The organism is Speluncibacter jeojiensis (genome assembly GCF_029589495.1).
GTDB lineage: Bacteria > Actinomycetota > Actinomycetes > Mycobacteriales > Mycobacteriaceae > Speluncibacter > Speluncibacter jeojiensis.
The window spans coordinates 1,356,787-1,381,633 of sequence record NZ_JAAIVF010000001.1; the positions used below are offsets into that span (position 1 = coordinate 1,356,787).

The following is a 24,847-nucleotide window of genomic DNA, read 5'->3' on the forward strand; positions in this document are numbered from 1 at the left end:
CCGCCTCCCCGGCGCGGCGGCGGATTCAGTCCTCCTGTCCGACACCGCGGCCCGGTGCGCTCATGTCCCCGGTCCGCGGCGTGCCCTCCGCACGCCCGTAGCGCAGGAACACGGTGCCGGCCGGACTTGCCGCCGGCGGTTCGAGCAGGGTGACGTTCGTGGGCGCCGCGCCGTCGTCGAACACCTTCTTCCCGACCCCGAGCACGATGGGGTGCACCCACAGGTCGAGGCGGTCGAAGAGCTTCTCGCGCAACAGGGTCTGCACCAGATTCAGGCTTCCGACGACGGTGACGTGCTCGTGCCGGTCCCGGATCCCGCGTACCGCGGCGGCCAGGTCCAGGCCGAGTTGCGTGGACCCGGCCCAGGGGAGGTCGGGCGTGCCGCGGGAGGCCACGTACTTCGGGATGCCGTTGAAGAGCGTGGCGAAACCGCCGTCCTGTCCGTCCTCCTGGTGCGGCCAGTAGGCGGCGAAGATGTCGTATGTCCGCCGACCCAGCAGTAGCGCGTCGGTGCCCACGTAGGCGGCGGCGACCTGGGCGCCGGCGACCTCGTCCAGCAGCGGCGCCTGCCAGCCGCCGAACGCGAAGCCCTCCGCGTCCTCGTCCGGGCCACCCGGCGCCTGTCCGACGAGATCGAGGGTGGTGAACAGTTCGATGTGGATGAGGCCCATGGCGTGCTCCCGCTGAGTTGGTCGTCCCGGTCGGAAAGGTAGACCGGCGCCGGGCGGCGGACTCATCGCTGCGGAGACGACGTCAGTCGGTCACCCACGACGGGCGCCACGTCGGCCCCGCCAGCGGCGCCAGGCTTGCGAAGTGGTCGATGACCGCCCGCAGTCCCGGATGGGGGTTCGCCCGCCGGAGGATGAGCGAAAGCGGATACACGAGAGTCGGATTCACGATCGGGATGCGGCGCAGGTCGTAGTTCGTCGGCCAGAGGTACCGGTCGCGCGCGGCGACGAGAGTGGCGACGTCGGCGGAGTCCGCGAGGGTGTCGAGCAGGACCTCGTTGCCGAAGTTCGGCCCGGCGGCGTCGACGCGGAGGTCGAACTCGGCGGACAGTTGGTCGTAGAACTCCGCCCACTCGCTGCCCGGGGCGATACCCGGCACCCAGATCCGATGCCCGCGCAGCTGCGGTGGAGTCAGTGTGCGCGCGGAAGCGAGCGGGTGGCGCGGTCCGACGAGGAGTTCGAGCGGGGAGTCGAATGCGTGGATCATCCGCAGCTCGCGCGGCAGCGCCGCCGGGTCGGTGACCGTGCGGAACGAGGCGTCGATCTCGCCGGCGCCGACGGCGGCGACGGCCATCCGCGGGTCGTCGACCTTGAGGGTCACCACCTCGAGTTCGGTCCCCGGATGCGACCGCCAGTAGTCGTGCAGGATGACGGCCTGGGCCGTGCGCAGGCCGAGGACGTCGATCCGCAGGGCCCGCGATCCGGGCCGGACCGCGGCGACCGCGCGCTCGACGCCGGTCACGATGCTGCGCGCGTGCGGGAGGAGCGCCTGGCCGTCGAGGGTCAGCTCGACCCCGCGGGCGGTCCGGGTGAACAAGCGCACCTCGAGTTCGCGCTCGAGGGCGGCGATCCGCTTCGACACGGCCTGCTGCGTCACTCCCAGCTCGTCGGCCGCCTGTTGCAATTGGCCGAGCTCGGCGGCGCGGACGAACGATCGCACTGCCTCGGTGTCCATCGAGCCAGCCTATCGACTCAACCGATGGTTGTGGCTTGTGGGCAATCTGGTTGTTTGATCTGGCGTCGATCGGCTGGTGTGATCAGTGAGGTCCAAACGTCGGTTGTCGAGAGGGGGGCGCGTGCGCACGCGGTTGGGTCTCGACTTCGGCCGGCTCTGGTCGGCCTACGCCGTGAGCACCTACGGCACCTGGATCGCCTTCGGCGCGTTCCCGCTGATCGCCGTGCAGGTGCTGCACGCCCCGGCCGTCGCCGTCTCGCTGCTCGACGCGGCCGGGCTGGCCGTCGCGGCGATCGTCGCGGTCCCGCTCGGGCCGTGGGTGGAACACCGCGCCAAACGCCCGGTCATGATCGCGACCGACCTCGCCCGCTTCCTGGCGATGGCGAGCATCCCGCTCGCCTACTCCCTCGGATTGCTGAGTTACGTTCAGCTGCTGACTGTCTCGATCATCTCCGGCACGGCGGGTATCGTCTTCGCCGCCGCCTCCGGGTCCTACCTCAAGCACCTCGTCCGCAGCGATCGCCTGCTGGTCGCCAACGGACGATTCGAGGCCACGAGTTGGGTGGCGACCTCGGTGGGGCCACCGCTCGGCGGCGCGCTCATCGGGCTGCTCGGCCCGGTGGTCACCGTCGTCGCCGATTCCGTGAGTTTCCTGTTGTCCGCGTTGGGGATCCGCCGCATCCGGGGAAGTGACGTCGCGGCGCCGCGCGACACCGGAGGGCTGCGCGCCCGCGACCTCCTGCTCGGCTGGCGGTTCATCCTCCGCGACCGCGCGCTGCGGGGGCTGTTCCTCAACTCGATACTGGTCGGCGGCCTGATCATGGCGACCGCTCCCCTGCTCGCGGTCCTGCTGCTGGGCGAATACGACTTCGCCGCATGGCAATACGGACTCGCGTTCGGGATACCGGCGCTCGGCGGTGTCGTCGGCGCCCGCCTGTCCGCGCGCCTCGTCTCCCGCTACGGCCGGCACCGGATCATGGTCGTCTTCGGCTGGCTGCGCTCGATTTTCCCGCTCGGCCTCGCCCTCACCCAGCCCGGCATCCCGGGACTGCTCACCGTGATCGTCGTCGAGGGCCTGCTGATCGCGTGCATGGGAATCTTCAACCCCATCAATGCAACCGAGCGACTGCAGCGCACACCCGCCGACCGCGCGTCGCGGGTGCTGACCGCATGGAGCGTCAGCAGCAAACTGTGCCAGGCCGTGCTGATGGTGGCCTTCGGCGTGCTCGCGACGGCGACCACTCCCCTCACCGCGATCACGGTCTCGGGGGTTCTCCTGCTCGGCACGCCGTTGCTGCTGCCCAAGCGCGCGCACCTGGCCGAGTCCGGCACACCGGCCGACGACATCCGGGTCGCCTGATCAGAACCGTGACCGTCAGGTCAGGGACTGTTCGATGAGGCGATATGCGGCCCGGTCGGTGCGGTCCTTGTCGCCGGTGACGTAACGGTCGACGAGCAACCCTCGAAGGCCCGATATCAGGATCGTCGCCACGGCTTCCGGGTCGTCGACAGGCGGGTCGAGGCGCTCGAGGGCGGCGGCGAGGCCCCCGGTGAAGGACTCGACGGCGCGGTTCGCGTAGTCGAGAAACGGGCCCTGCCGGACCGACGCCGTGCCGAGCACCTGCACGACCACCCTCGTGCTCGTGGACGTCTCGCCCGCCGCGTTCTCCTCCCACAGCCGATGGAGAACCGCGCGCACCGCGCCGGTGTCGTGGGCGTCGACGAAGGCGACCGAGAGGTTGGGCCGCTGCGTCTCCAGCGCCGCGATCAGCATCTGCTCCTTGGTGCCGAAGTAGTGGATGAGCATCCGGGAACTGGTGCCCAGCGCGGCGGCCAGTGGGCGCAGCGACAGGTCTGTCAATCCGTGTGTGGCGATGTAGTCGATGACTCCGGCAAGCAATTCCGCACGCTTGGCGTGGTCGAGAGGTCGGGCCATGGTCATTGACTGTAGCGGTTGGTTCAGTTATTCATATCGGCATGACTGTAACAAGCGCTTCACATTCGGTCGAGCCACTGCCGGGACGCGGCGTCGTGGTCACCGCGATGGCCGCCTCCACGTGTCTGGGTGCCGACCTCGACACCACCTGGAGCGCCTTGCTGAACGGCCACAGCGGCATCCGCCGGTTGGACGACGACCGCCTCGGCGACGGTGACCTGCCGGTGCGGATCGGCGGCACCCTGATCGAGGATCCCGCCGAGAGCTTGACGCGGATCGAGCAGCGCCGGCACTCGTTCGTCCAGCAACTGGCGCTGGTCCTGGGCCGCCGGGCGTGGCGCGACGCGGGCACCCCGGAGGTCGACCCCGAGCGGCTGGCGGTGGTCGTCGGCACCGGCCTGGGCGGCGGGGAGGCGCTGATCGCCGCGGTCGACGCCATGCGGTCGGGCGGCTACCGGAAGGTCCCGCCGATGTCGGTGCCGATGGTGATGCCCAACGGCCCGGCCGCCCGGGTGGGCCTGGAGATCGGCGCGCAGGCCGGGATCTACGCGCCGGTGTCGGCCTGTTCGTCCGGGTCCGAGGCGATCGCCCACGCCTGGCGGCTGATCACCACCGGCGAGGCCGACGTCATCGTGGCCGGTGGCGTCGAGGGGCGGCTCGATGCGGTACCCATCGCGAGCTTCGCGATGATGCGGGCGCTGAGCACGCGTAATGACGCACCTGAACTGGCGTCGCGGCCCTTCGACCGCGACCGCGACGGCTTCGTGTTCGGCGAGGCCGGCGCGCTGCTGGTGCTGGAGAGCGAGGCGCATGCGCGGGCACGGGGAGCGGTCGTGCACGGCCGGGTGCTCGGCGCCGGGATCAGTTCCGACGGCTACGACATCGTCGCCACCGAGCCCGACGGCCTGGGTGCGGGCCGGGCGATGCGCAAGGCGCTCGCCACCGCGGGACTCGCCGGATCCGACGTCGGCCATGTCAACGCACACGCCACCTCCACGAAGGTCGGCGACGCGTCGGAGGCCCGGGCCATCCGCGCCACCACACCGGACGCCTCGGTGTACGCGCCGAAATCCGCGCTGGGGCACTCCATCGGCGCCGCGGGCGCGCTCGAGGCGCTGCTGACCGTGCTGACCCTCCGAGAGCAGATCGTGGCCCCGACGCTGAACCTCGAGAACCAGGACGGCGAGATCGAACTCGACGTGGTGGCCGGGGTGCCGCGCCGGCAACGCATCGACTACGCGCTGAGCAACTCGTTCGGGTTCGGCGGCCACAACGTCACCTTGGCCTTCGCGCCGAGCTGAGCAGGTCAGGAGGTCACAGCCCAATAATCGCATCCCGGATTGGGATGCACGGCGGGTATCCTGACACCATGACGACTCAGATCGCAGTGCGCTTGCCAGACGAGATGGTGGCCTTCCTCGATCGCAGCGTGGCCGACGGTAAGGCCACGAGCCGCGCAGCACTCGTCGCCGCCGCAGTGGAGCGGGAGATGCGTCTGCAGGCGGCCCAACAGGACGCCGTGATCCTGCGGGCACGGGGATCCGAGGACGACCTCGATGCGCTTGTGTCCTGGTCGGTGGACCACGCTGCGGTCGAGGACTAGGCGTTGCGAGAGGTCTGTCTGGCGCGCCTGGACAAGACGCGACCGGTGCTGGTGCTGACCCGCGAGGCGGCGCGGTCGGCGATGACCAAGGTGACGGTCGCCCCGATCACGTCGACCGTGAAGGGCCTGTCCAGCGAGGTGCCGGTCGGCCCGGCGAACGGACTCGATCACGACTGCGTGGTCGCCCTCGACAACGTCGTCACCGTTCCAGTCGCCATCCTTGGTCGGACACTCGGCTTCCTCAACAGCGACCAGGAGCGGACGTTGGCCCGGGCCATGGTCCTCGCCTTCGACCTGGAACTCCCGATCCTCGGCTGACGGGCCGATCCGCCACTGTTACAAGACGAACGGGATGAGCATCTTGGTGCGCGAGCGGTAAGCCGGGTAGCTGTCGGGGTGCTCGCGCAGCATGATGCGCTCCTCGACCTTGCAGCTGTAGACGAAGTAGCCACCCAAGCCGACCACGATGATCAGCAGGAGCAGGTTCAGCGCCACCGCGGTACCCAAGAGCGCGAGCAGGATTCCTGAGTAGATCGGGTTGCGCACGAACCGGTACGGACCGCTGGTGACGAGTTCGTGGCCGCTGAGCTTGACCGTCATCGGCGGACCCCAGTTCCGGCCGATGTGCACCCGCGCCCATACCGCGAACGCCAGGCCGCACACGACCAGCGCCAAACCGATCGCGCCCTGAACGACGTCGTCGTTGCTGTGCACATGCCCGCGGGCAAGGCGGAACACGAGAATCCCGACGATCACGATCCCGGCGCGGATGGCGAATCCGGAGCCGTTGCGGCGGCCCCGTTTGGCGGTGACCGCAGCCACCAGCCAACCGACCCAGAACACGGCCCAGACGATCCCGATGGCCAGCGCGATGGATCGCATGCCGACCCCGGCGCTCCGGCTAAGCCTGCAGAACCGGGCACGCCGGCGAGGGCCAGGGCGCGGCGTCGACCTCGGGATAGATCGGGTACTCCACACCGGACAGGTACTGAACGGTCCGCACGACCTGGCACGAGTAGCCGAACTCGTTGTCATACCAGGCGTACAGGATCGCGGTGTCACCCTCGACGATCGCCGCGTTCGCGTCGATGATGCACGCCGCGCGCGAGCCGATGAAGTCGCTCGACACGGCGTCGGTGGCGGCCGTGTAGTCGAGGTTCCGGCTCAGAGTGCCGGTCAGCGATTCCTGGCGGAGGTGCTCGAGCACTTCCTGCTTGGTGGTCTCACGGCCCAAATGCAGGTGGAGGATGGCGACGGACACGTCCGGGGTGGGGACGCGGATCGAGTTGCCGGTGATCTTGGCCTTCAGGTCGGGGAGCGCCTTCGCGACGGCCGAGGCCGCGCCGGTCTCGGTGAGCACCAGGTTGAAGGGCGCCGACCGACCGCGACGGTCGGCCTTGTGGTAGTTGTCCAGCAGGTTCTGGTCGTTGGTGAACGAGTGCACGGTCTCGACGTGCGCCCGCGCGACGCCGAACTCGTCGTCCATGGTCTTCAGCGGAGGGACGATCGCATTGGTGGTACACGACGCGCACGAGACGATCTTCTCGTTCGGGTCGATGCTGCGGTGGTTGACCCCGTGCACGATGTTCGGGACGTCGCCCTTGCCGGGAGCCGTGAGGACCACCTTCGCGATGCCCGGACGCAGGTGGTTCGACAGCCCGTCGCGGTCACGCCAGATGCCCGTGTTGTCGATCAGGATGGCGTTGTCGATGCCGTACTCGGTGTAGTCGACGCTCGTCGGGTCGTTGCTGTAGATGAACTTGATGACATTGCCATTGGCGGTCAGGGTGTTGTTCTCGGTGTCGACCGTGATCGTGCCGTTGAACTTCCCGTGGACGGAGTCGCGACGCAACAGCGAGGCCCGCTTGGTCAGATCGTCCCCGCCGCCCTTGCGGACCACCACGGCGCGCAGGTTCAGGCCGTTACCCGAGCCGGCCTTCTCGATGAGCAGGCGCGCCACCAGCCGGCCGATACGCCCGAATCCATAGAGCACCACGTCCTGAGGCTGTCGAGCGCTCGCCTCGTCGGTACCGACCAGTTCGGCGAGACTCTGCGCGACGAACTCCGGGATCGATGTTCCGCCGCCGTTTGCGTGGTAGGCCGTCACCAGCAACCCGAGGTCGATCTTCGACGGCCGCAACTCCAGCCGCGTCAACGCCTCGAGGAAGGGGAAGGTCTCCTCGACCGACAGCTCGTCGCCGCGGATCTGCCGGGCGAAACGGTGGGTGCCGAGAATGCCGATGACCGACTTGTTCACCAGCGAGCGGCTGTGAATCAGGATGGTCACCGAGTGCCGGCGGTGCAGGCCGCCGATCATCGGGATCATCGCCTCGGCGAGAGCCTCCTCAGAGTTCCACTGGGTCAGTTCCGCTGCGCTCACTGCGATCCTCGATATTTCTGGCACATGTGGCGTGCCGTGGGTTGTACGCCGACGGTAAGGCGCACGCTTCTTGTCCAGTATGGATCACCTGTGGGTGTCGGCCGTCGTCGACCCGGGGGTGGTCGTCGTCGGCAGCGGCAGCACGCACAGCACATTTCCTATCCGCGGGCCATGTCCACGAACTTCGACAGATGCAGCTGGTGCGCAACGGTGATGGTGGCGGTCGGGCCGTTACGGTGCTTGCCGACGATCAGGTCGGCCTCGCCCATGCGCGGGTCGTCGCGTTCGAACGCGTCCGGGCGGTGGACGAGCAGCACCATGTCGGCGTCCTGTTCCAGCGAGCCGGACTCACGCAGGTCCGACACCTGCGGCCGCTTGTCGGTGCGCTGCTCCGGGCCACGGTTGAGCTGACAGATCGCGATCACCGGCACCTGGAGTTCCTTGGCGAGCAGCTTGAGGCTTCGGGAGAACTCCGACACCTCCTGCTGGCGCGACTCGACCTTCTTGCCGGAGGTCATCAGCTGAAGGTAGTCCACCACAATGAGTTTCAGGTCGTGACGCTGCTTGAGCCGCCGCGCCTTCGCGCGGATCTCCATCATGGTCAGGTTCGGCGAGTCGTCGATGAACAGGGGCGCCTCGCTGATCTCGCTCATGCGCCGGGCAAGCCGGGTCCAGTCGTCGTCGCTCATCTTGCCCGACCGCATGTCGCCGAGCTTGATCTTCGCCTCCGCCGAGAGCAGTCGCATGACGATCTCGGTTTTGCCCATTTCCAGCGAGAACATCACGCTGGGCATGCCGTGCTTGATCGAGCACGAACGCAGGAAATCCATGGCGAGGGTGGAGTTGTGCGTCGGCACCATCGATCGACCAGCCAGGTAGAGGTGGTCGTCGTTGTCCACCTGGACGCAGCGGACGGGAACGCTCTCGACCGTCCGCACGTCCACGATGAAGCGCGAGCCGGAGCGAGCGGTGTTCTTCGCGCCGCGACGCTCCTTGTGCAGCAATTCTTTTCGCGGCAGCGCGAAAACCTGGTCATCGGTCGCGAAGGTGAGCGTATAGGCGGTGGAGCTGGCCTCGGTGTGACCTTTCACTCGCTTGGTGCTCGTCTGGCACCGGTACCCGAGGCTCACGATCAGCTCCCGGACATCACTCACGAGCCGTTCGCTGGTTCCGGTGAACTGCACCGACCCGCCGGCGGTCACGGTGCCGTCAGTGTCGAGCAGACCGGCCAACATGGCACGACGTTGACTCTCGGAACCTCGGAGGTACTGCACCGGAACGTGCTTGTTGTTCAGCACGCCGATCGTGCGGAGCCGAGCCTTCACGCTGCCGATCGTCTTCCAGCACGACATGCACATCCGCTTGCCGATGCAGGGGCCGCCGCAGCGAGGGCAGGTGGGCGCCGGCACTGGAGCCGACAGGAACCGCGCCTTGCCGCCGCACGACTGACCGCAGGTGCGCACCTCGCTGGCGACAGGGATAAAGGGCTTGCCGCAGACGACACACTCACGCGTCTCGATCGCGGGCTCGGCCGGCATCGAGATCTGGTATCGGTACTTTGCCGACTGCGACTTCGTCGTCTGCAGCCCTTCGGCCTCGATGAACATCGGGACCTCGGGGTCGGCACTGGTGATCTGAGCGCCGGCGGAGGTGCCGTCGCCGAGCCACGCCCCCAGCGTGTACGGCGGGACCAGCACCCTCTGCTCTGGCAATTGCAGGGCCTTCGCATTGGTCACCGAATGGTTGATGCGCGCGTCCGCCGTCGGGCAGCGGAGGGTGGCCGCCAGTTCCGCAGTGGTCCGCACCGCAGCGAAGGTCAGCTGATTCTTGTAGCGGTTGTAGCCCACCGCCGCTGCCTGCGCCGACTTACGCGACGCCCGCGTCTCGGTCAGCCACTGGTGCTGCTCGTCCGCGACGATCACGGTGCCGTCAGAGAACTCGACCTCGTAGCAGGGCCTTCCCTGCATCACCTCGGTCGCCGCAACCACGCGCGTCGGCCGGCCCTGTGCGTCGATCAGTTCGTCGCCGACCGCGACCTCGCCCATGGTGGTCCACCCGGTCGGCGTCGGCAGCGGGGTGTCGAGCGCGAGCGCCTTGCCCACGCCAGGTCGCGCAGCGACGATGATCATCTGGCCCGGGTGCAGACCGTTGGTCAGCTCGTCCAGTTCGGCGAATCCCGTCGGCACACCCAGCGACAGGCCGCCGCGGCTGGCGATGGAGTCGATCTCGTCCATCGTCGGCTGCAGCAGCTCCTCGAGCGGCACGTAGTCCTCGGCGGTGCGCCGCTCGGTGACCTCGTACACCTCGGCCTGTGCACGGTCGACGACCTCGGCCACGTCCTGACCGTCGGCGCCGGCGTAGCCGTACTGCACGATCCGGGTGCCGGCCTCCACGAGGCGGCGCAGGATCGCCTTCTCGGCGACGATCTCCGCGTAGTAGCCCGCGTTGGCCGCGGTCGGCACGGTGGAGATCAGCGTGTGCAGGTAGGGCGCCCCGCCGATCCGGCGCAGCTCGCCGCGACGCTCGAGCTCGGCGGCGACCGTCACCGCGTCGGCCGGCTCGCCGCGACCGTAGAGGTCGAGAACAGCGTCGTATACGGCCTGATGGGAGGGACGGTAGAAGTCGCCGGGGCGGAGCTTCTCGAGGACGTCGGCGATCGCGTCCTTGCTCAGCAGCATGCCGCCGAGCACCGACTGCTCGGCGGCCATGTCCTGCGGAGGCTGCCGACCGAACTCCTCGTTGGGCGGCGCATCCTGCGGACCCGGCCCGTCGTCCGCGAACTCCGGGTGACCACGATCGTCTACGACCGCCACGGGCCTCATCCCTCCTTACACATGCGCCAGACAGCCCATGGCGTCCGGCGCAACACCTGATGCCGATGAGTCGTTCATACTCCGCCGCACCGACACAATCCGGTTGCCCGGTCAGGTGTCGGTGGGCCCGATCGTGAGCCGTCGAAACAGCCCGCGGAAACAGCCCGCGCGCACGACGGTAGGGGGTCGCGGCGCGCCGTTCAACACAGCCTGTGGAAAACCCTGTGGACGACGTGTGGAGACCCGCGCGCAACCGTGTTAAGACCCTGTTGACAAGTTGGGGAAATCCCCGAACGTGGGTGCCGGAAAGCCAGGTCAAGGGCGTATCGAGGGGTGTGCACACTGTGAGTAAAAATTTCTGCGGCGTGTCGGCCACCGGCCGCCGCCCGGCGTGTTGTGCGTCTCCCCCGACCCGAATTGCGTGCAACTCTCCACAGGCGCGAAGTGACCCAGGTCACGAGCCTGTGGCACGGCTGAACAACCAGCAAACGGGGCCCCGAATCGGTCGAAACCGATGCGGAGCCCCGTCGTGCGCGTGACGTCAGTCGGCGGCGACGACCTCGACGGTCACCTGGACGGCGACCTCGGGGTGCAGGTTGACCGTGACCGCGTGCTTGCCGGTGGCCTTGATGTGGGTCTTCGGCAGCGCGATGGTGCGCTTGTCCAGCGTCGGGCCGCCGGCGTTCTTGATGGCACCGGCGACGTCCGCCGCGGTGACCGAACCGAACAGCTTGCCCGAATCACCGGCGGTGCGAACCGCCAGCGACACCGACTCCAGGCCCTGCAGGGCCTGCTTGACCTCGTTGGCGTGGTCCAGACCGCGGATGGCCCGGGCCTCCTGGGCGCGACGGATGCCCTCGACCTGCTTCTCGGCGCCACGGGTGGCAACGATCGCCAGACCGCGGGGCAGCAGGAAGTTGCGTCCGTACCCGTCCTTGACCTCGACGAGGTCGCCGGCTGCGCCGAGGTTCTCGACCTCAGCAGTGAGGATCAGCTTCATGGTGTAATCCCCTTCCTCAGCGGGCCGTCGACGTGTACGGCAGCAGCGCCACCTCACGCGAGTTCTTGACGGCGATGGCGACGTCCCGCTGATGCTGGACGCAGTTACCGGTGACGCGGCGGGCGCGGATCTTGCCACGATCACTCACGTACTTGCGCAGCAGCGTCGTGTCCTTGTAGTCGATCGCTGTGTTCTTCTCTTTGCAGAAGGTGCAGACCTTCTTCTTCACCTTGCGCACTGGCGCCTTAGGCATGGTCTTTCTCCGTGTTCCTGGAATGTCGAAAAGTTCCTCGAGCCCCGATCAGAACGGGGGCTCGTCGTCTCCCTGGGATCCACCACCGAACGAACCGGACGCCGCCGGGGCACTGCCCCACGGGTCCTCGCCGCCCATCGGCGCGCCGCCCCCGGAGGGGGCCCCGCCGAATCCACCGCCGCCACCGCCGCCGCCGCGGCTGGCCTTGTTGACCTTGGCCGTCGCGTACTTGAGCGAGGGGCCGACCTCGTCGACCTCGAGCTCGACGACGGTGCGCTTCTCACCCTCACGGGTTTCGAAGGAACGCTGCTTGAGCCGGCCGTTGACGATGACGCGCGAACCGCGGGTCAGCGACTCGGCGACGTTCTCCGCCGCCTGGCGCCAGATGTTGCAGCGCAGGAACAATGCCTCGCCGTCCTCCCAGGCGTTGGTCTGGGAGTTGAACCGACGGGGCGTGCTCGCGACCGTGAAGGTCGCGACCGCGGCACCCGACGGGGTGAAGCGGAGCTCCGGGTCGGCCGTCAGATTTCCGATGACGGTGATGACGGTCTCGCCTGCCATTGTTCCTCCTGTCGTGGGGGGACCCACGAGTTCGGCGCACCCACGAGCGGTGCGCTGCGTGTGCGGTGTGGAGCCCAGTGGTGAATCAGCGGTCTTGGCGCAGGACCTTAGTCCGCAGCACCGACTCGTTCAGCGAAAGCTGACGGTCGAGCTCCTTGACCGTGGCGGGCTCGGCAGTCAGATCGACGACCGCGTAGATGCCCTCGGCGTTCTTGGCGATCTCGTAGGCAAGACGGCGCTTGCCCCAGACGTCGACCTTGTCGACCTTGCCGCCATCCTTGCGGACCACGTTGAGGAACGTTTCCAGGGACGGGGCGACGGTGCGCTCGTCCAGACTCGGATCGAGGATGATCATCAGTTCGTATTGACGCACGGGACCTCATCACCTCCTATGGGCTCGTAAATTCGGCCACGGCTTGTCCGTGGCAGGAGGGTCGTTGCGTCAGCAACCCCCGCAATTTACCAGGCCTGGCGCGGGGAAGTCTCCTCGGACCGGCTGAGGGTGACCGGCGACATGCCGAACGCCGTCCCCGTCCACAACCCGGCTCCCGGCGACGCCGCCGCCTACGCTGGCCGCATGCGCATCGGAGCCCATCTGCACGACGACGGCGACCCCATCGACTACGCGGAGAAGCTGGGCGCGGAGGTCATCCAGCTGTTCGTCACCGACCCGCAGAAGTGGAACAAGCCCGAGCCGCACCCGTTCACCGAACGGATGCTGGGCGGGGCGGTCGACATCGTCGTGCACTCGTCGTACGTCATCAACGTGGCCAGCCTGAACAACCGGATCCGCATCCCGTCGCGCAACCTGGTCGCGCAGCAGGCCGCCGCGGCCGCCGAGATCGGCGCCTTCGGACTGGTCGTGCACGGCGGCCATGTCCGCGACGGCGAGGACCCCGTGAAGGGAATCGACAACTGGCGCAAGCTTTTCGAGCGCCAGGCCGACAGGGGCGGGTTCGCGGTGCCGATCCTGATCGAGAACACCGCGGGCGGCGACTTCGCGATGGCCCGGCACTTCGACGCGATCGGGCGACTGTGGGACGCGGTCGGCGAGTTCGGCGCGGGATTCGTGCTCGACACCTGCCACGCCTGGGCCGGCGGCGAGGAGCTGGCCACCGCGGTCGAACGGATCAAGGCGATCACCGGCCGCATCGACCTGGTGCACCTGAACAATTCGCGCGACGAGTTCGACTCGGCGCGCGACCGACACGCCAACCTCGCGTCCGGGACCATCGATCCGGCGGTGCTCGCCGAGGTGTGCCGCACCGCCGGCGCCCCGATCGTGCTGGAGACGCCCGCAGAGGGGATCGCCGACGACCTGGCCTACCTGCGAGACGCCACCGGCCACGCATGAGTGTGGGACCGTCGGCGATGCCCGCGACCTCGACCGCCCCGTCCGACCGGCGGGTCACCGGCACCAGAACCGGCAAGGCACTGCTGGTCTTGATCGTGGTGCTGTGCGGGGTGACGCTGGCGCTCGGATACTCCAACAAGGCGCGCTGCGCGGGACCGCCGTACGACAGCGCGGGCCGCAGCCTCGCGTTCGGCGCCCTCAAGAACCGGGACGTCTGCTACTCCGACATCCAGTTCCTCTGGCTGGGCCGCGACATCGACGAGCACGTCTTCCCCTACGTGCACGGCGGGATCACCGCCGGCGGGCAACTGTTCGGCGGCACCGTGGAATACCCGGTGCTCACCGGGGTGCTGATGTGGGCCGGCGCGATCGGCGCCCACGACGACGCCGCGTACCTCGCCCATTCGGCGCTGCTGCTGGCCGGGTTCGGCCTGATCACCGCCTGGATGCTGGGCTGGCTGTCCGGGGTGCGTGCGCTGCTGTGGTCGCTCGGTCCGCCGCTGGTGCTCTACGCCTTCCACAACTGGGACCTGCCGGTGGTCGCGACGACGGTCGGCGCCGTGTTCGTGATGGCCGCCGGTCGCGGCGGGCTGCGCACCCGCAGCGTGATCGCGGCGGTGTTGCTGGGGATCGGGGTGTGCCTCAAGCTCTATCCGGGGCTGCTCGTCGCGCCGCTGGCACTGTACGTGCTGGTCGGGGGCACGGACGGCCGGGAACTCCCGGCGTCGGTGCGCGGCCGGTACGACGTGCGCGGCGCGCTTGCGGCGGTGGCCGCGGCGGTGGCGACGACCGTGGCGATCAACCTGCCGTTCGCCGTGGCCGGGGCGCGCGGCTGGTGGGCCTCGTTCACCTTCCAGTCCGACCGCGCGGTCGACATCACCACCAACTCGATCTGGTACTGGGGGCTCCGCCCGCTGTTCGCCGACACCCCGTCGGCACAGGCGTCCTTCCAGCACGTGGTCGACATCGCCTCTCCGCTGCTCGTGATCCTCGGCTGCCTGCTGGCATTGGCGCTGGGATGGCACCGCTTCCGACGCGAGGGCAGCTACCCGTGGATCGCCGTCGGCGGTGCGATGCTGTGCGCGTTCCTGCTGTTGCACAAGGTCGACTCGCCGCAGTACATGCTCTGGCTGCTGCCGTTCTTCGTGCTGGTGCGGGTGCCGTGGCCGGTGGTGACCGTCTATCTGCTCGCGGATCTGTCCCTCGGGATCGGGCTCTTCCGCTACTTCGACGCGCTGCAGCGGGGCAATGGCCACGCGACCGGACTCGAGCAGCTGGTCTGGTTCGGCGTCTGGGGCAGGGCGGCGTGTCTGGTGATCTTGTTCGTGCTGTTCACGGTCCGCCGGCCCGCCGTCACCACCGCGGCATGGTCCCGTGAGCCCGCCGCGTCTGTCACCTGACGTAATTTTCAACCACCTCGTCCGTGCGCGGGGTGCAGGGGCCACAATGAGTGCATCGTGACCGAGCCCTCCGCCCCACCGACCGCCGCCGCAGGCCCCGCGGCGGGCGCAGAGTCACGCGCGCGTCGTATCGGACTGGTGGAAGACCACGCATCGGTCGTGCTGGGGGTGCGCGCGATGCTCGCCGACACCGACGACCTGCGGCTGGTGGCCAGCGCGGGGACCGTCGCGGATTTGCTCGACCAACACGAGCAGCTGGACCTGACACTGCTCGACCTGCGTCTCGGCGACGGGTCCGCGCCCAAGGCCAACGTCGACCTGCTGCATGCCGCCGGGAGCGCGGTGCTGATCTACACCGGCGGCGAGAACCCCTACCTGGTCCGGGCCGCCGCCCGCGCCGGTGTGCTGGGCGTGATCCGCAAGTCCGAACCGGTCGCGGTGGCGATCGAGGCGATCCGCACCGCCGCCGGTGGCCGACAGGTCGCGACCACGGACTGGGCCGCCGCGATCGACGCGGATCCGAACCTCTCCGACGTCGGCCTGAGCCCGCGCCAACGCGAGGTCCTGGCGCTGTACGCCTCGGGCGAGAAGGCGGGCCGGGTCGCGCGGCTGACCGGCCTGTCCGAGCAGACCGTGCACGACTATCTCGGACGGATCCGGCAGAAGTACGCCGAGGCCGGCCGGCCGGCGCCGACGAAGACCGACCTCTACAAACGCGCCGTGGAGGACGGGTGGTTACCGGTTCCCGAGCAACCCACGCCCTGACCGGCCCCGCCGAGCACCGGGTGCTGCGAATGGCCGCGGCGCTGATCGCCGCCGGCTACCTGGCCTTCCTGGTGGTGTCGGCACCACTGATCCTCACCCAGCGACCGATGCTCGCTGCCTGGTACACGCCCGTGGCGGTGACGATCGTGTTCGGCCCGCCGCTGCTGCTGGTGGTCGCGGCGCTGCGTTCCGGCCCGACCGCGATCCGGCGACTGTCCACGGTGGTCGCCGCGACGCTGCTGGTCGCGGCCGTGTTCTGGTTGCCGGCGCTGCACGACCCTGCGGTCCCGGACAGCGACCACATCTGGCTGCTCCCGGTGCTGACCATCGCCACCGTGGCCGCGGCGATCGGCATGCCGCCGCTCTGGGCGATCGGATACCTGCTGCTGACCTGCCCGCTGCTGCAGTTCGCCGATCGGCAGAGCGCGCTCGACCGGTCCAGCGTCGACATCGCGACCGGGACACTGCTGGTCCTGCTCAGCTGCGGACTGTCGATGGCCGCGGCGATCGGCATCATCCACAGCATGCGACTGCTGGACCGCTCGCGGGCCCTGACCCGGCAACGGGCCGCGGAGGCCGCCTCCGCCGAAGCGCTTGCCGCAGAACGTGAGCGGATCGACGCTCTCATCCACGACTCGGTGCTGTCGACGCTGTTGGACGCCTCGCGCCGCGAGAACGACGCGGTCCTCACCGCGCAGGCCGGACGCGCGCTGGACGCCCTCGACCGGCTCCGCACGGGCGTCGCCGCCGGGGACGCGTTGACCGTCGACCAGCTCGTCACGCTCCTGCGCGCGTCGGCGACGGAGATCGACGAGGACATCGTCGTGCAGGTCCGTCGGAACCCCGGCAGCGCGGGGCTGCGGGTGCCCCACACGGCCGCGACCACCATCGGCGCGGCGCTCGCCGAAGCGGTCCGCAACGTGGTCCGGCACGCGGACAGGCCCGGCGCACCGTCACACCGCTCGGTCGAGGTCTCGCTCTCGGCCGACGCGGTCCTCGTCGACGTCGTGGACGACGGCCCGGGGTTCGATCCGGACACCGTCCGACCGCACCGGCTCGGGCTGCGGGTGAGTATCCGCGGCCGGATGCGCCAACTGCCCGGCGGGCACGCCGACGTCCATTCCAGCCCCGGGGCCGGTACCCGGGTGCGGCTCGGTTGGAGGGCGCAGCCGTGACCGCGCTGATCGGACGCGGCCACCGGCCGGGTCGGCGTTCGCCCGGCGACCCGGCGGCGGCACCGATGATCCGCGACATCCGGGACCTGCTGTGGGTGCACCCGGCGGTGGCGGTCGCCCTGGTGGTCTGGTTTTCGGGTACCTACCTGCTGATCGAGCTGTTGCAGCATCTGCCCGACTCCAACCCGCTGTGGCCGCGGATCCTGGCGTGGCTGCTGCTCACCGCCGCCGCGGTCGGCGTCGTCGCGCTGCCCGGCGAGCCGCTGCAGCGGCGCTGGGCGTGGCTGCTGACGACGATCGGCCCGGTCACGACCGCCCTCGCGTTCTTCGCGGTCTCGGATCAGTCCTGGCAGGCGGACTCGTTCTGGCCGCTCAGCTCCGGAACCGCGATCTACACGCTGATCTGCGTGCGCGGGCAGTGCACGATCGCCTGGATCGGCGCGCTGGCGCGAGGCGCGATGTGCATCGGCTGGAGCCTGCACGCGGGCCTCGGCGTGGAACCCGGCCTGACCGTGTCCTACCTGCAGATCCCGCCCCTGTTGATGGCGACGTTCTTCGCGCTGGTGATCCGTCCGGCGCTGGCCGAGGTGACCGAGCTGCGCGAGGTGACCGACGACCGGGTCGCCCTGGCCGCCGCCGCCGCGGCGGCGGTCGCCGAGCGCGACCATCGGCTGACCGTCCTGGACCGGACGACCCGGCCGTTGCTGCAGCGGATCGCCGACGGTACCCCGCTCGGTCCCGAGGAGCGCCGCGACTGCGCGCTGCTCGAGGCACACCTGCGTGACACCTTGCGGGCGCCGCGCCTGGCCGGTGAACCGGTCGCCGACGCGGCACGACGTGCACGTCTGCGCGGGGTCGAGGTCGTGCTGCTCGGCGACGGGTCCACGATCGGCTCGGCGTCGACGCTCGAGCGGGTGCGGGCCACTCTCGCGGCGGAACTGGACCGTGTCGCCGACGGCACGGTGACCGTCCGGATCCAGCCGCCGGGGCGATCCTCGTTCGCCACCCTGGTGGCCGCGGGGTCCGACCAGGTACGCCGACTGGACTTCGATCACGCCGGCCGGGCATCGGTCGCCGTCGAGACCCTGCCCTGACGAGAACTCCCCGGGCCGGGGCCCGCTTCCCGTCCGGACGCCGCCCCGACGTTCCGCCGCGACCGTGTGTTCGGCGCACGATGCCCCCAGTTCTTCGGTCTGTTCGGCCCTCGGCCGTGCCGCTATCGTCGGGCCGACCGGCACCGCTGCGTCCGCGGTGCCGGCTGCTTCTGTCTTTTCCGGGGAGGTCCCGTGCCCACGTCCGTTCATCGTCCACCCGCCCAGGGCGGCGCCGCCGCCGGCAGCGGTTCCGTGCATGGCGGTCCCGTCCACGGCCTCCCGGTTCGCCCCGCCCGCAGTGGTCCGCCCCATGGGGGTCCGACGCACGGTGGTCCGCCCCACGGTGGTCCGACGCACGGTGGTCCGGTGTACGGCGACCCCGGCCGTCTCGGTGCGCTGCCGCACTCCCGCCCCGCGCAGCCATTGCCACTGCCGCGCCCGCAGCTCAGCGACCGCGAGATCGAGGTGCTGCGCTGCTGGCTGCAATCGGACTCGAAGAGCGAGGTCTGCCGCCGGATGTTCCTGGCCCCCGGCACCATCAACACCCATCTCGCGCGCATCCGCGGCAAGTACGAGGCGTTGGGCCGCCGGGCCGGCACCAAGGCGTCGCTGGTCGCGCGGGCGCTGCAGGACGGGCTCATCGACATCACCGAACTCTGAACGCCACCGGGCTCTGACCTGGGCGTCACGGAACCCTGAGCATCGTCAGAGGCGGTCGACTGTGTGCCGAAACACAGTTCGTGACCGAACCGACATGGGATCTCCCCTGAACTTGTCGGTGGCATGGCCTAACGTTCGTCCTACGGATCGCGAAGTTTTTGAACTTTCGGTCTGTTGACTTGCCGCCTACCAGGGGAGCCATCCTGACTGACGTTTATGCCGCAACCATCCGGCCGCACGGGTACGACAACCTGTCGATCGAACCTCCGCGCCGCCCGGCCTCGCACCGGGCGCCGATGCTGGCCAAGCCGAAGCTGTCCGAGCGGGAGGTCGAGGTGCTCGTGCGCTGGCTGCGTTCGGACTCGAAGTCCGAGGTCGCTCGCGAGCTTTTCCTCGCGGTGGGCACGATCAACACTCACCTGACCAGGATCCGCGCGAAGTACGCGGCGGTGGGTCGCCCGGCCGGCACCAAGGCCGCACTGGTGGCGCGCGCGATCCAGGACGGACTGCTCGACCTCCAGGACCTCTGAGCGCACCCGGGGGGTTCGCGGGTGCCGTCGGCCGGGCCTTATCGGTCCCGCCGGCGGATCGCCTCCCGGAGCTTCCTCATCGCCCGGTGCTGGTCCAGCCGGACCACGCCGGGCGTGCTGTCCAGCGCGGCGGCGGCCTCTTCGGCGCTGAGCCCGCCGATCAGCCGGAGGGTGAGCACGTCGCGCTCACGCTCGGGCAACGTGGCCAGCAATTCGCGCATCCGCCGACTGGCGTCGCCCTCGACGATTCCCGGATCCGCAACAGTGCCGCCGTACGCCTCGGCGCGCTTGCCCCAGCGGGCCGCCCTGCGGTCGGACAACACGGTGACGTTGTCCCCCGCCGCCTGCCCCTCGGCGAGTTCGACCTCACGGACGGTGACCTCGTAGACGTAGGACAGGAAGGGCTGGTCCGAGTCGTCGCGGCGCGGCAGCCCGGTGAGGATCGCGGTGCAGACCCGCTCCGCGACCGCATCGGCGCCACCCGTGCCGAGAGTGCCGGCGAGCTTCGCCCGGCAGTGACCGGTCACCATGGGGCGGATCGCCTCGAGCACCTGCTCGAGCGCTGCGCGATCACCTCGCGCCGCGGAGGCGGCAGCAAGGTTCAAAGAGTCGCCCCCGAGCGGCATGTGTCAGAACATACCGGTCGGAGCACACCCGTTCCTATCCGGCGATCGTAGGACAACCTGTGGATTGTCGTGTCAGCAGCGAAATCCCACAATGCTGGCGCCGTCCCGAGCGCCGAATTAGCCTGGTTACGGGTCCTTTTGCGGTTGCCTCGGCGAGGGGAGTTCGTAATGGATGCGGTCACCGATACACCGATGCCGCGCAACGAACCGGTGCGCGACTACTCCCCCGGCGCCGAGGAGACCCTGCGCCTGCAGGCCACGCTGGCCGAATTCGCCGGTACCGTGCACGATCTGCCGTCGACGATCGGCGGACGGCGGCGCAGTGGCGGAGGGCATCCCATCGACGTGGTGATCCCCCATGATCATTCGCACGTGCTCGGCACCATGGGCAACTGCCTGCATTCCGATGCGCAACAGGCGATCGACGCCGCACTGGCCGCCGCACCCGGCTGGCGTTCGACACCGTTCGACGACCGCGCGGCCGTGCTGCTGCGCGCGGCCGATCTGTTGGCCGGTCCGTGGCGCGACCGGATCAACGCGGCGACCATGCTCGGACAGTCGAAAACCGCCATCCAGGCCGAGATCGACGCCGCCTGCGAGCTGATCGACTTCTGGCGGTTCAACGTGCATTTCGCGCGCGAGTTGCTAGCCGGGCAACCGATGAGCGCCCCGGGCGTGTGGAACCGGCTCGATCACCGCCCGCTCGAGGGATTCGTGTATGCGATAACCCCGTTCAACTTCACCTCGATCGCCGGCAACCTGCCCACCGCCCCGGCCCTGATGGGCAACACCGTCGTCTGGAAGCCTTCGCCGACACAGACTCTGGCCGCGACCTTGACCATGGACCTGCTGCGGGAGGCCGGGCTGCCGGACGGCGTGATCAACCTGACCACCGGGACCGGGATCGCCGTCAGCGATGTGGCGCTGACCCATCCAGACCTTGCGGGAATCCATTTCACCGGCTCCAGCAAGACCTTTCGGCATCTGTGGTCGACGGTCGGCAGTCACATCGAGACCTACCGGAACTACCCGCGGATCGTGGGCGAGACCGGTGGCAAGGACTTCGTCGTCGCCCATCCGAGTGCCGATCCGGACGTGCTGCGAGTGGCGTTGGTACGCGGCGCATTCGAGTACCAGGGCCAGAAGTGCTCCGCCGTGTCCCGCGCCTTCGTGCCGCAGTCGACTTGGGATCATCTGCGCGACAGCCTGATCGACGAGGTCGAGTCGCTGACGATGGGCGACGTGGCGGACTTCGCCAACTTCATGGGCGCGCTGATCGACCGTCCGGCGTTCGATCGCGTACGCACGATGCTCGAACGGGTCGACGACGCGGAATCGCTGCGGGTGGTCGCGGGCGGGGTCGCCGACGACACCGTCGGCTACTTCGTCCGGCCCACCGTCGTCGTCGGGACCGACCCGACCCACGAGGTCTTCCGAACCGAGTACTTCGGCCCCGTGCTGTCGGTGTTCGTCTACCCGGACAACGGATTCGATGATGCTCTCGATCTCGTCGATTGCGGCTCACCGTACGGACTGACCGGCGCGGTGATCGCCCGGGACCGCTCGGCGATAGCGACGGCGACCGAGCGCCTGCGCTACACCGCGGGCAACTTCTACATCAACGACAAGCCCACCGGCGCGGTCGTCGGACAACAACCGTTCGGCGGTGCGCGCGCCTCCGGCACCGACGACAAGGCGGGCTCCGTGCTGAACCTGCAGCGCTGGGTCAGCCCGCGCACCGTCAAAGAGACCTTCGTACCACCGGTTTCGGTCCGCTATCCACACCAGGGGTGAGGTCATGTTGCGGTCACTGCTGCTCACCGCGTCGGCCTCTCCCCGGTGCAAGGGCTTCGTCGAGCACTCCCGGCTGTCGCGACCGGTGGTGGCGCGCTTCGTCGCCGGCAACGATCTCGATCAGGCGATCGCCGCCGCGCGCGCGGTCGTCACGGACCGGTTCGCCAGCCTGGACCTGCTCGGCGAGGCCACCGTCCACCGCGCCGCGGCCGACCGGACCGCCCAGTCGTATGTGGCATTGGTGCACCGGATCGGTGCGGAGGGCCTGGCGGGGCGGGTCGAGGTGTCGGTCAAGTTGACCGCGCTGGGCCTGGCCCTGCCGGACGGCCGTGGGATCGCGCTCGAGCACGCCCGCGAGGTGTGCGCGGCGGCCCGGGACGCCGGCACCACCGTCACCGTCGACATGGAGCAGTACCCGTACGTGGACGCAACCCTGCAGACCGTGCGCGAACTGCGTGCCGACTTCCCCGACGTCGGCGCGGTCCTGCAGGCCTATCTTCGGCGCACCGAGGCAGACTGCCGCGACCTGTCCGGGCCGTCGTCCCGGATCCGCCTGTGCAAGGGCGCCTATGACGAGGGCGCCTCGGTCGCGTTCCGGTCGCGGGCCCAGATCGACGGGTCGTATCGACGCTGCCTACGGATTCTCATGTCGGGCAAGGGATATCCGATGGTCGCCACGCACGATCCGGCGCTGATCACGTTCGCGGGCGAACTGGCCGAGGCGTACGGACGCGACCGCAGCGAGTTCGAACACCAGATGCTCTACGGCATCCGTCCACGCGCCCAAACAACTTTGGCCGCAACGGGGTTACGCGTCCGGGTCTACATTCCGTTCGGCAACGCCTGGTATCCGTACTTCATGCGCCGACTCGGCGAGCGCCCGGCGAACCTGGCGTTCTTCCTGCGCTCATTTGCCCCCGGTGGCCGCGGGTGATCCGCCATTGCTGAGGATCCCGAACAGCTTCCCCGCCAGCTCGGACACGGTTCCGAGGTTCGTGTCGTTCATCAGGTCGGCGAGTCCGCCCAGCCCGTTGGCCTGCATCAGGGGCTTGAGGAAGTCGAACACCTCACCCAGCAGTCCCGAACCGCTGGCCGCGCTGCCACCACCCGAGGGCGTCGTCGTCGTGGTGGTCGTCGGCGGCGCCGTGGTCGTAGTGGTAGCGGTGTCGGTTCCGTCGCTCTGCTGCGTGACGGCGAAGCTGCGGGCGGACGGCGCGGTCGTCGTGGCCGGCGCGGCAGCGCCCTGGTTGCCGGTGAGCAGGTAGGTGACGATGCCGGTGGTGATGGCGATGGCGTGCTTGAGCTGCCCGTCTCCGGAGTCGAGCAGCTGCGCATCCGCCGGGTTGGACCCGTTGCCCATCTCGACGAACACGTCCGGGACCTCGGTCAACGCCGGACCCGCGATGTCCTTGCGTGTCTGCAGCCCGTCCTGCACGCCCGCGTAGTTGGCCGGGGTGAATCCGGCCTTCACGTACGCGTCGCGCATGATCTTGGACGCCTCGAGGCCCGGCCCCGACTGCGCGGCGTTCGCCTTGGCGTCGGGGATCGGCAGCTGCGGGACGATCAAGTGGAAGCCGTGGTCGGTGCCGTCGGACCCGGTGCTCGTGGAGTCGGCATGGATGCTCACGGCCAGCTGGGCGCCGGACTCGTTGGCGGCCTTGGCCCGCTCGTCGACGCAGCCTCCCCAGCCGGTGTCGTTCTGCCGGCTGAGCACGACCTTGGCGCCCAGGGACTCCAGGCTCGACTCGACCAGCCGACTGACGTTCCAGTTGATGGTGTGCTCGGGCACCCCGGCGAGCGTGGTCATGCCGGTGGTCTGGCAGTCCTTGGTGCCGCCGTATCCGTCCGGTACCTGCTTGGCCAGGTCGTGCCCGTCCGCGCTGCCCTGATGGCCCGGGTCCAGGAAGATCGTCTTGCCGGCCAACTGGTTGCCGCCGACCTGTGCCGCGGGCGTGCCGGCCGTGGGCGTGCCGGTGGTGGTTGTCGGGTTCGTGGTGGGGGTCGGGCTCGTGGTGCTCTCGGCGGTGGCCGTCGGCGCAGTGGTGGTCGTGGTGGTGCTCGGGGCCGGGTCGGCCATGGCACTGACCGGCAGCACCATGGTGGAACCGAGCAGCGTCGCGCAGATGCCGGCCTTGATCGCAGTCCTGTTCATCTCGCATGGACGCCGGGCCGCACCACCGACGCCGCTCTCCTTCCGCAGTGCATCACTGTTGTCACTTCTGTCACAGCCGCCACAAGTGAAACAGATCGTGCTCGTCGACGCGAGGCTGCCGGCGAAGCACACTGGATCGAGAGCGGGCTGTTACCCGACGGTGACCGTCCGACGATCCCGACCGGGCACCCCTCACCGGGGGAACGCGCACAGGCACCGGCGGGGACCCCCGGTAATGTGCGTAACGGTTTTTGCAGGTCGGCCCGCATCGGACCGGCTTTCGGCAGTTCGGCGCGGCGATGATCGTCGCTGTCGGATCACTCAAAGGGGAAGTATGCGACGGGTTCACGTTGCCGGGATCGTGTTCTGCGCGTCGATGGGGATGCTGCTCAGCGGCTGCTCGTCGAACGGGTCCGCACAGCCGGACGCCGCGGCTTCCGGTGGTGCAGCCACCGCTCCCGCCCCGACCACGCCCAAGGAGCAGCTGCTCCTGGATCAGGCGGCCTTCCCCGCGGGGGCACAGCACCAGCCGATCACGCCGGAGATGCTCAAGTCCCAGGCGGACAAGGTGGTCGACACGACGCAGTCGGCACAGGTCACGCCGGCGCAGTGCGGTGCACATCAGGTCGACCTGAAGAAGGCACTGGCGAACGCGGTCGACGACGTCGCCGCGACCACCTATATCGCGGACGGCCACATGTATCTCGAGATGATCTTCGGTCACCCACTGAACCTTGATCAGGTCAAGACCGCGATCTCGGGACCCTGCGCGAACGTGACCATGAAGATGTCCCTCGGGGGTCAGCAGGCCGAGACGAAGAGCACCAGCACCGCTGTTGCTCTCCCCGGCGGGGTCGACCCGGCCCACGCCTACGCCTACCGGCAGGTCGTGACGACCGAGCTCGGCCCGCAGGGGCCGACGCAGAGCGCCTCCCTGCTGGGCTATGCGCAGGTGCGCGGCATGACCGTCGCCATGAACGAGGTCAACCTCGGCGGCGGTACCACGGACCAGGCCGAGTTCGACAAGCTGTTCACCGCGGCCGTGCAGAAGGTCGAACAGGCGAAGTAG

General features: G+C 69.2%; 26 protein-coding genes. 14 read left to right on the forward strand and 12 right to left on the reverse strand.

Annotation, left to right across the window (positions count from 1 at the left end):
- Positions 1-25: 25 nt before the first annotated feature.
- Both G4X40_RS05950 and G4X40_RS05955 read right to left on the reverse strand, forming a co-directional pair.
- Positions 26-670, reverse strand: coding sequence for a dihydrofolate reductase family protein (locus G4X40_RS05950; protein ID WP_277830817.1), 645 nt, complete (start codon positions 668-670; stop codon positions 26-28).
- A gap of 82 nt (positions 671-752) precedes the next feature.
- A complete protein-coding gene (locus G4X40_RS05955; RefSeq protein ID WP_277830818.1) occupies positions 753-1,682 on the reverse strand; it encodes a LysR family transcriptional regulator in 930 nt (309 codons plus the stop codon).
- Between the two features lie 121 nt (positions 1,683-1,803).
- Between G4X40_RS05955 and G4X40_RS05960 the strand changes: the two genes are divergently transcribed.
- Complete coding sequence (locus G4X40_RS05960) at positions 1,804-3,042, forward strand: MFS transporter (protein ID WP_277830820.1); 1,239 nt, start codon at positions 1,804-1,806, stop codon at positions 3,040-3,042.
- Between the two features lie 15 nt (positions 3,043-3,057).
- On the opposite strand, the gene G4X40_RS05965 is transcribed toward G4X40_RS05960, so the two are convergent.
- Positions 3,058-3,618 (reverse strand): TetR/AcrR family transcriptional regulator, encoded by a 561-nt coding sequence (locus G4X40_RS05965; protein ID WP_277830822.1) that lies wholly within the window; start codon positions 3,616-3,618, stop codon positions 3,058-3,060.
- Positions 3,619-3,659: 41 nt separating this feature from the next.
- On the opposite strand from G4X40_RS05965, the gene G4X40_RS05970 reads away from it, so the two are divergent.
- From G4X40_RS05970 to G4X40_RS05980, 3 genes are all read left to right on the forward strand, one after another.
- A complete protein-coding gene (locus tag G4X40_RS05970; RefSeq protein WP_277830824.1) occupies positions 3,660-4,919 on the forward strand; it encodes a KasA/KasB family beta-ketoacyl-ACP synthase in 1,260 nt (419 codons plus the stop codon).
- Between the two features lie 68 nt (positions 4,920-4,987).
- Positions 4,988-5,221, forward strand: coding sequence for a ribbon-helix-helix domain-containing protein (locus G4X40_RS05975; RefSeq protein WP_277830826.1), 234 nt, complete (start codon positions 4,988-4,990; stop codon positions 5,219-5,221).
- A gap of 3 nt (positions 5,222-5,224) precedes the next feature.
- Positions 5,225-5,539 carry a type II toxin-antitoxin system PemK/MazF family toxin gene (locus tag G4X40_RS05980; protein ID WP_277830828.1) on the forward strand — a complete coding sequence of 105 codons (315 nt, stop codon included), beginning with the start codon at positions 5,225-5,227 and terminating at the stop codon, positions 5,537-5,539.
- Positions 5,540-5,557: 18 nt separating this feature from the next.
- Here the strand turns inward: G4X40_RS05980 and G4X40_RS05985 are convergent, their stop codons facing one another.
- The 7 genes from G4X40_RS05985 to rpsF form a co-directional block, all read right to left on the reverse strand.
- A complete protein-coding gene (locus tag G4X40_RS05985) occupies positions 5,558-6,103 on the reverse strand; it encodes a methyltransferase family protein (RefSeq protein ID WP_277830829.1) in 546 nt (181 codons plus the stop codon).
- A 19-nt stretch (positions 6,104-6,122) separates the two neighbouring features.
- On the reverse strand, positions 6,123-7,601 hold the full coding sequence (locus G4X40_RS05990; protein WP_277830830.1) for a glyceraldehyde-3-phosphate dehydrogenase: 1,479 nt from the start codon (positions 7,599-7,601) through the stop codon (positions 6,123-6,125).
- A 158-nt stretch (positions 7,602-7,759) separates the two neighbouring features.
- Complete coding sequence (dnaB, locus tag G4X40_RS05995; protein WP_277830832.1) at positions 7,760-10,414, reverse strand: replicative DNA helicase; 2,655 nt, start codon at positions 10,412-10,414, stop codon at positions 7,760-7,762.
- A 541-nt stretch (positions 10,415-10,955) separates the two neighbouring features.
- On the reverse strand, positions 10,956-11,414 hold the full coding sequence (gene rplI, locus G4X40_RS06000) for a 50S ribosomal protein L9 (RefSeq protein WP_277830833.1): 459 nt from the start codon (positions 11,412-11,414) through the stop codon (positions 10,956-10,958).
- 16 nt (positions 11,415-11,430) lie between these two features.
- Positions 11,431-11,667, reverse strand: coding sequence for a 30S ribosomal protein S18 (rpsR, locus tag G4X40_RS06005; protein WP_277830834.1), 237 nt, complete (start codon positions 11,665-11,667; stop codon positions 11,431-11,433).
- Positions 11,668-11,715: 48 nt separating this feature from the next.
- Positions 11,716-12,228: a single-stranded DNA-binding protein gene (locus G4X40_RS06010; protein ID WP_277830835.1), complete on the reverse strand. Its 513-nt coding sequence runs from the start codon at positions 12,226-12,228 to the stop codon at positions 11,716-11,718.
- A gap of 85 nt (positions 12,229-12,313) precedes the next feature.
- Entirely contained in the window at positions 12,314-12,601 is a 288-nt protein-coding gene (rpsF, locus tag G4X40_RS06015; protein ID WP_277830836.1) for a 30S ribosomal protein S6, read from the reverse strand.
- A gap of 204 nt (positions 12,602-12,805) precedes the next feature.
- Between rpsF and G4X40_RS06020 the strand changes: the two genes are divergently transcribed.
- From G4X40_RS06020 to G4X40_RS06050, 7 genes are all read left to right on the forward strand, one after another.
- Positions 12,806-13,582: a deoxyribonuclease IV gene (locus G4X40_RS06020; RefSeq protein WP_277830837.1), complete on the forward strand. Its 777-nt coding sequence runs from the start codon at positions 12,806-12,808 to the stop codon at positions 13,580-13,582.
- 17 nt (positions 13,583-13,599) lie between these two features.
- Positions 13,600-14,982, forward strand: coding sequence for a glycosyltransferase family 87 protein (locus G4X40_RS06025; protein ID WP_277830838.1), 1,383 nt, complete (start codon positions 13,600-13,602; stop codon positions 14,980-14,982).
- A 129-nt stretch (positions 14,983-15,111) separates the two neighbouring features.
- Positions 15,112-15,747, forward strand: coding sequence for a response regulator transcription factor (locus tag G4X40_RS06030; RefSeq protein ID WP_277831307.1), 636 nt, complete (start codon positions 15,112-15,114; stop codon positions 15,745-15,747).
- The gene (locus tag G4X40_RS06035; RefSeq protein ID WP_277830839.1) at positions 15,714-16,922 is read left to right on the forward strand and encodes an ATP-binding protein; all 1,209 of its coding nucleotides are present in this window, start codon (positions 15,714-15,716) and stop codon (positions 16,920-16,922) included. The genes G4X40_RS06030 and G4X40_RS06035 overlap by 34 nt, the downstream gene beginning before the upstream one ends.
- Complete coding sequence (locus tag G4X40_RS06040; protein ID WP_277830840.1) at positions 16,919-18,016, forward strand: hypothetical protein; 1,098 nt, start codon at positions 16,919-16,921, stop codon at positions 18,014-18,016. The genes G4X40_RS06035 and G4X40_RS06040 overlap by 4 nt, the downstream gene beginning before the upstream one ends.
- Before the next feature lie 366 nt (positions 18,017-18,382).
- Positions 18,383-18,676: a response regulator transcription factor gene (locus G4X40_RS06045; RefSeq protein ID WP_277830841.1), complete on the forward strand. Its 294-nt coding sequence runs from the start codon at positions 18,383-18,385 to the stop codon at positions 18,674-18,676.
- 296 nt (positions 18,677-18,972) lie between these two features.
- Positions 18,973-19,206 carry a LuxR C-terminal-related transcriptional regulator gene (locus tag G4X40_RS06050; RefSeq protein WP_332519600.1) on the forward strand — a complete coding sequence of 78 codons (234 nt, stop codon included), beginning with the start codon at positions 18,973-18,975 and terminating at the stop codon, positions 19,204-19,206.
- Between the two features lie 38 nt (positions 19,207-19,244).
- Here G4X40_RS06050 and G4X40_RS06055 read toward each other — a convergent pair whose 3' ends face one another.
- On the reverse strand, positions 19,245-19,832 hold the full coding sequence (locus G4X40_RS06055; protein WP_277830843.1) for a sigma-70 family RNA polymerase sigma factor: 588 nt from the start codon (positions 19,830-19,832) through the stop codon (positions 19,245-19,247).
- A gap of 168 nt (positions 19,833-20,000) precedes the next feature.
- Here G4X40_RS06055 and pruA point away from each other — a divergent pair, with 168 nt between their 5' ends.
- Positions 20,001-21,626, forward strand: coding sequence for an L-glutamate gamma-semialdehyde dehydrogenase (pruA, locus tag G4X40_RS06060; protein WP_277830845.1), 1,626 nt, complete (start codon positions 20,001-20,003; stop codon positions 21,624-21,626).
- Positions 21,627-21,630: 4 nt separating this feature from the next.
- Positions 21,631-22,560: a proline dehydrogenase family protein gene (locus tag G4X40_RS06065; RefSeq protein ID WP_277830847.1), complete on the forward strand. Its 930-nt coding sequence runs from the start codon at positions 21,631-21,633 to the stop codon at positions 22,558-22,560.
- Here the strand turns inward: G4X40_RS06065 and G4X40_RS06070 are convergent.
- Positions 22,534-23,778 carry an N-acetylmuramoyl-L-alanine amidase gene (locus G4X40_RS06070; RefSeq protein ID WP_277830848.1) on the reverse strand — a complete coding sequence of 415 codons (1,245 nt, stop codon included), beginning with the start codon at positions 23,776-23,778 and terminating at the stop codon, positions 22,534-22,536. The genes G4X40_RS06065 and G4X40_RS06070 overlap by 27 nt on opposite strands.
- Positions 23,779-24,112: 334 nt before the next feature.
- Between G4X40_RS06070 and G4X40_RS06075 the strand changes: the two genes are divergently transcribed.
- On the forward strand, positions 24,113-24,847 hold the full coding sequence (locus G4X40_RS06075) for a hypothetical protein (RefSeq protein WP_277830849.1): 735 nt from the start codon (positions 24,113-24,115) through the stop codon (positions 24,845-24,847).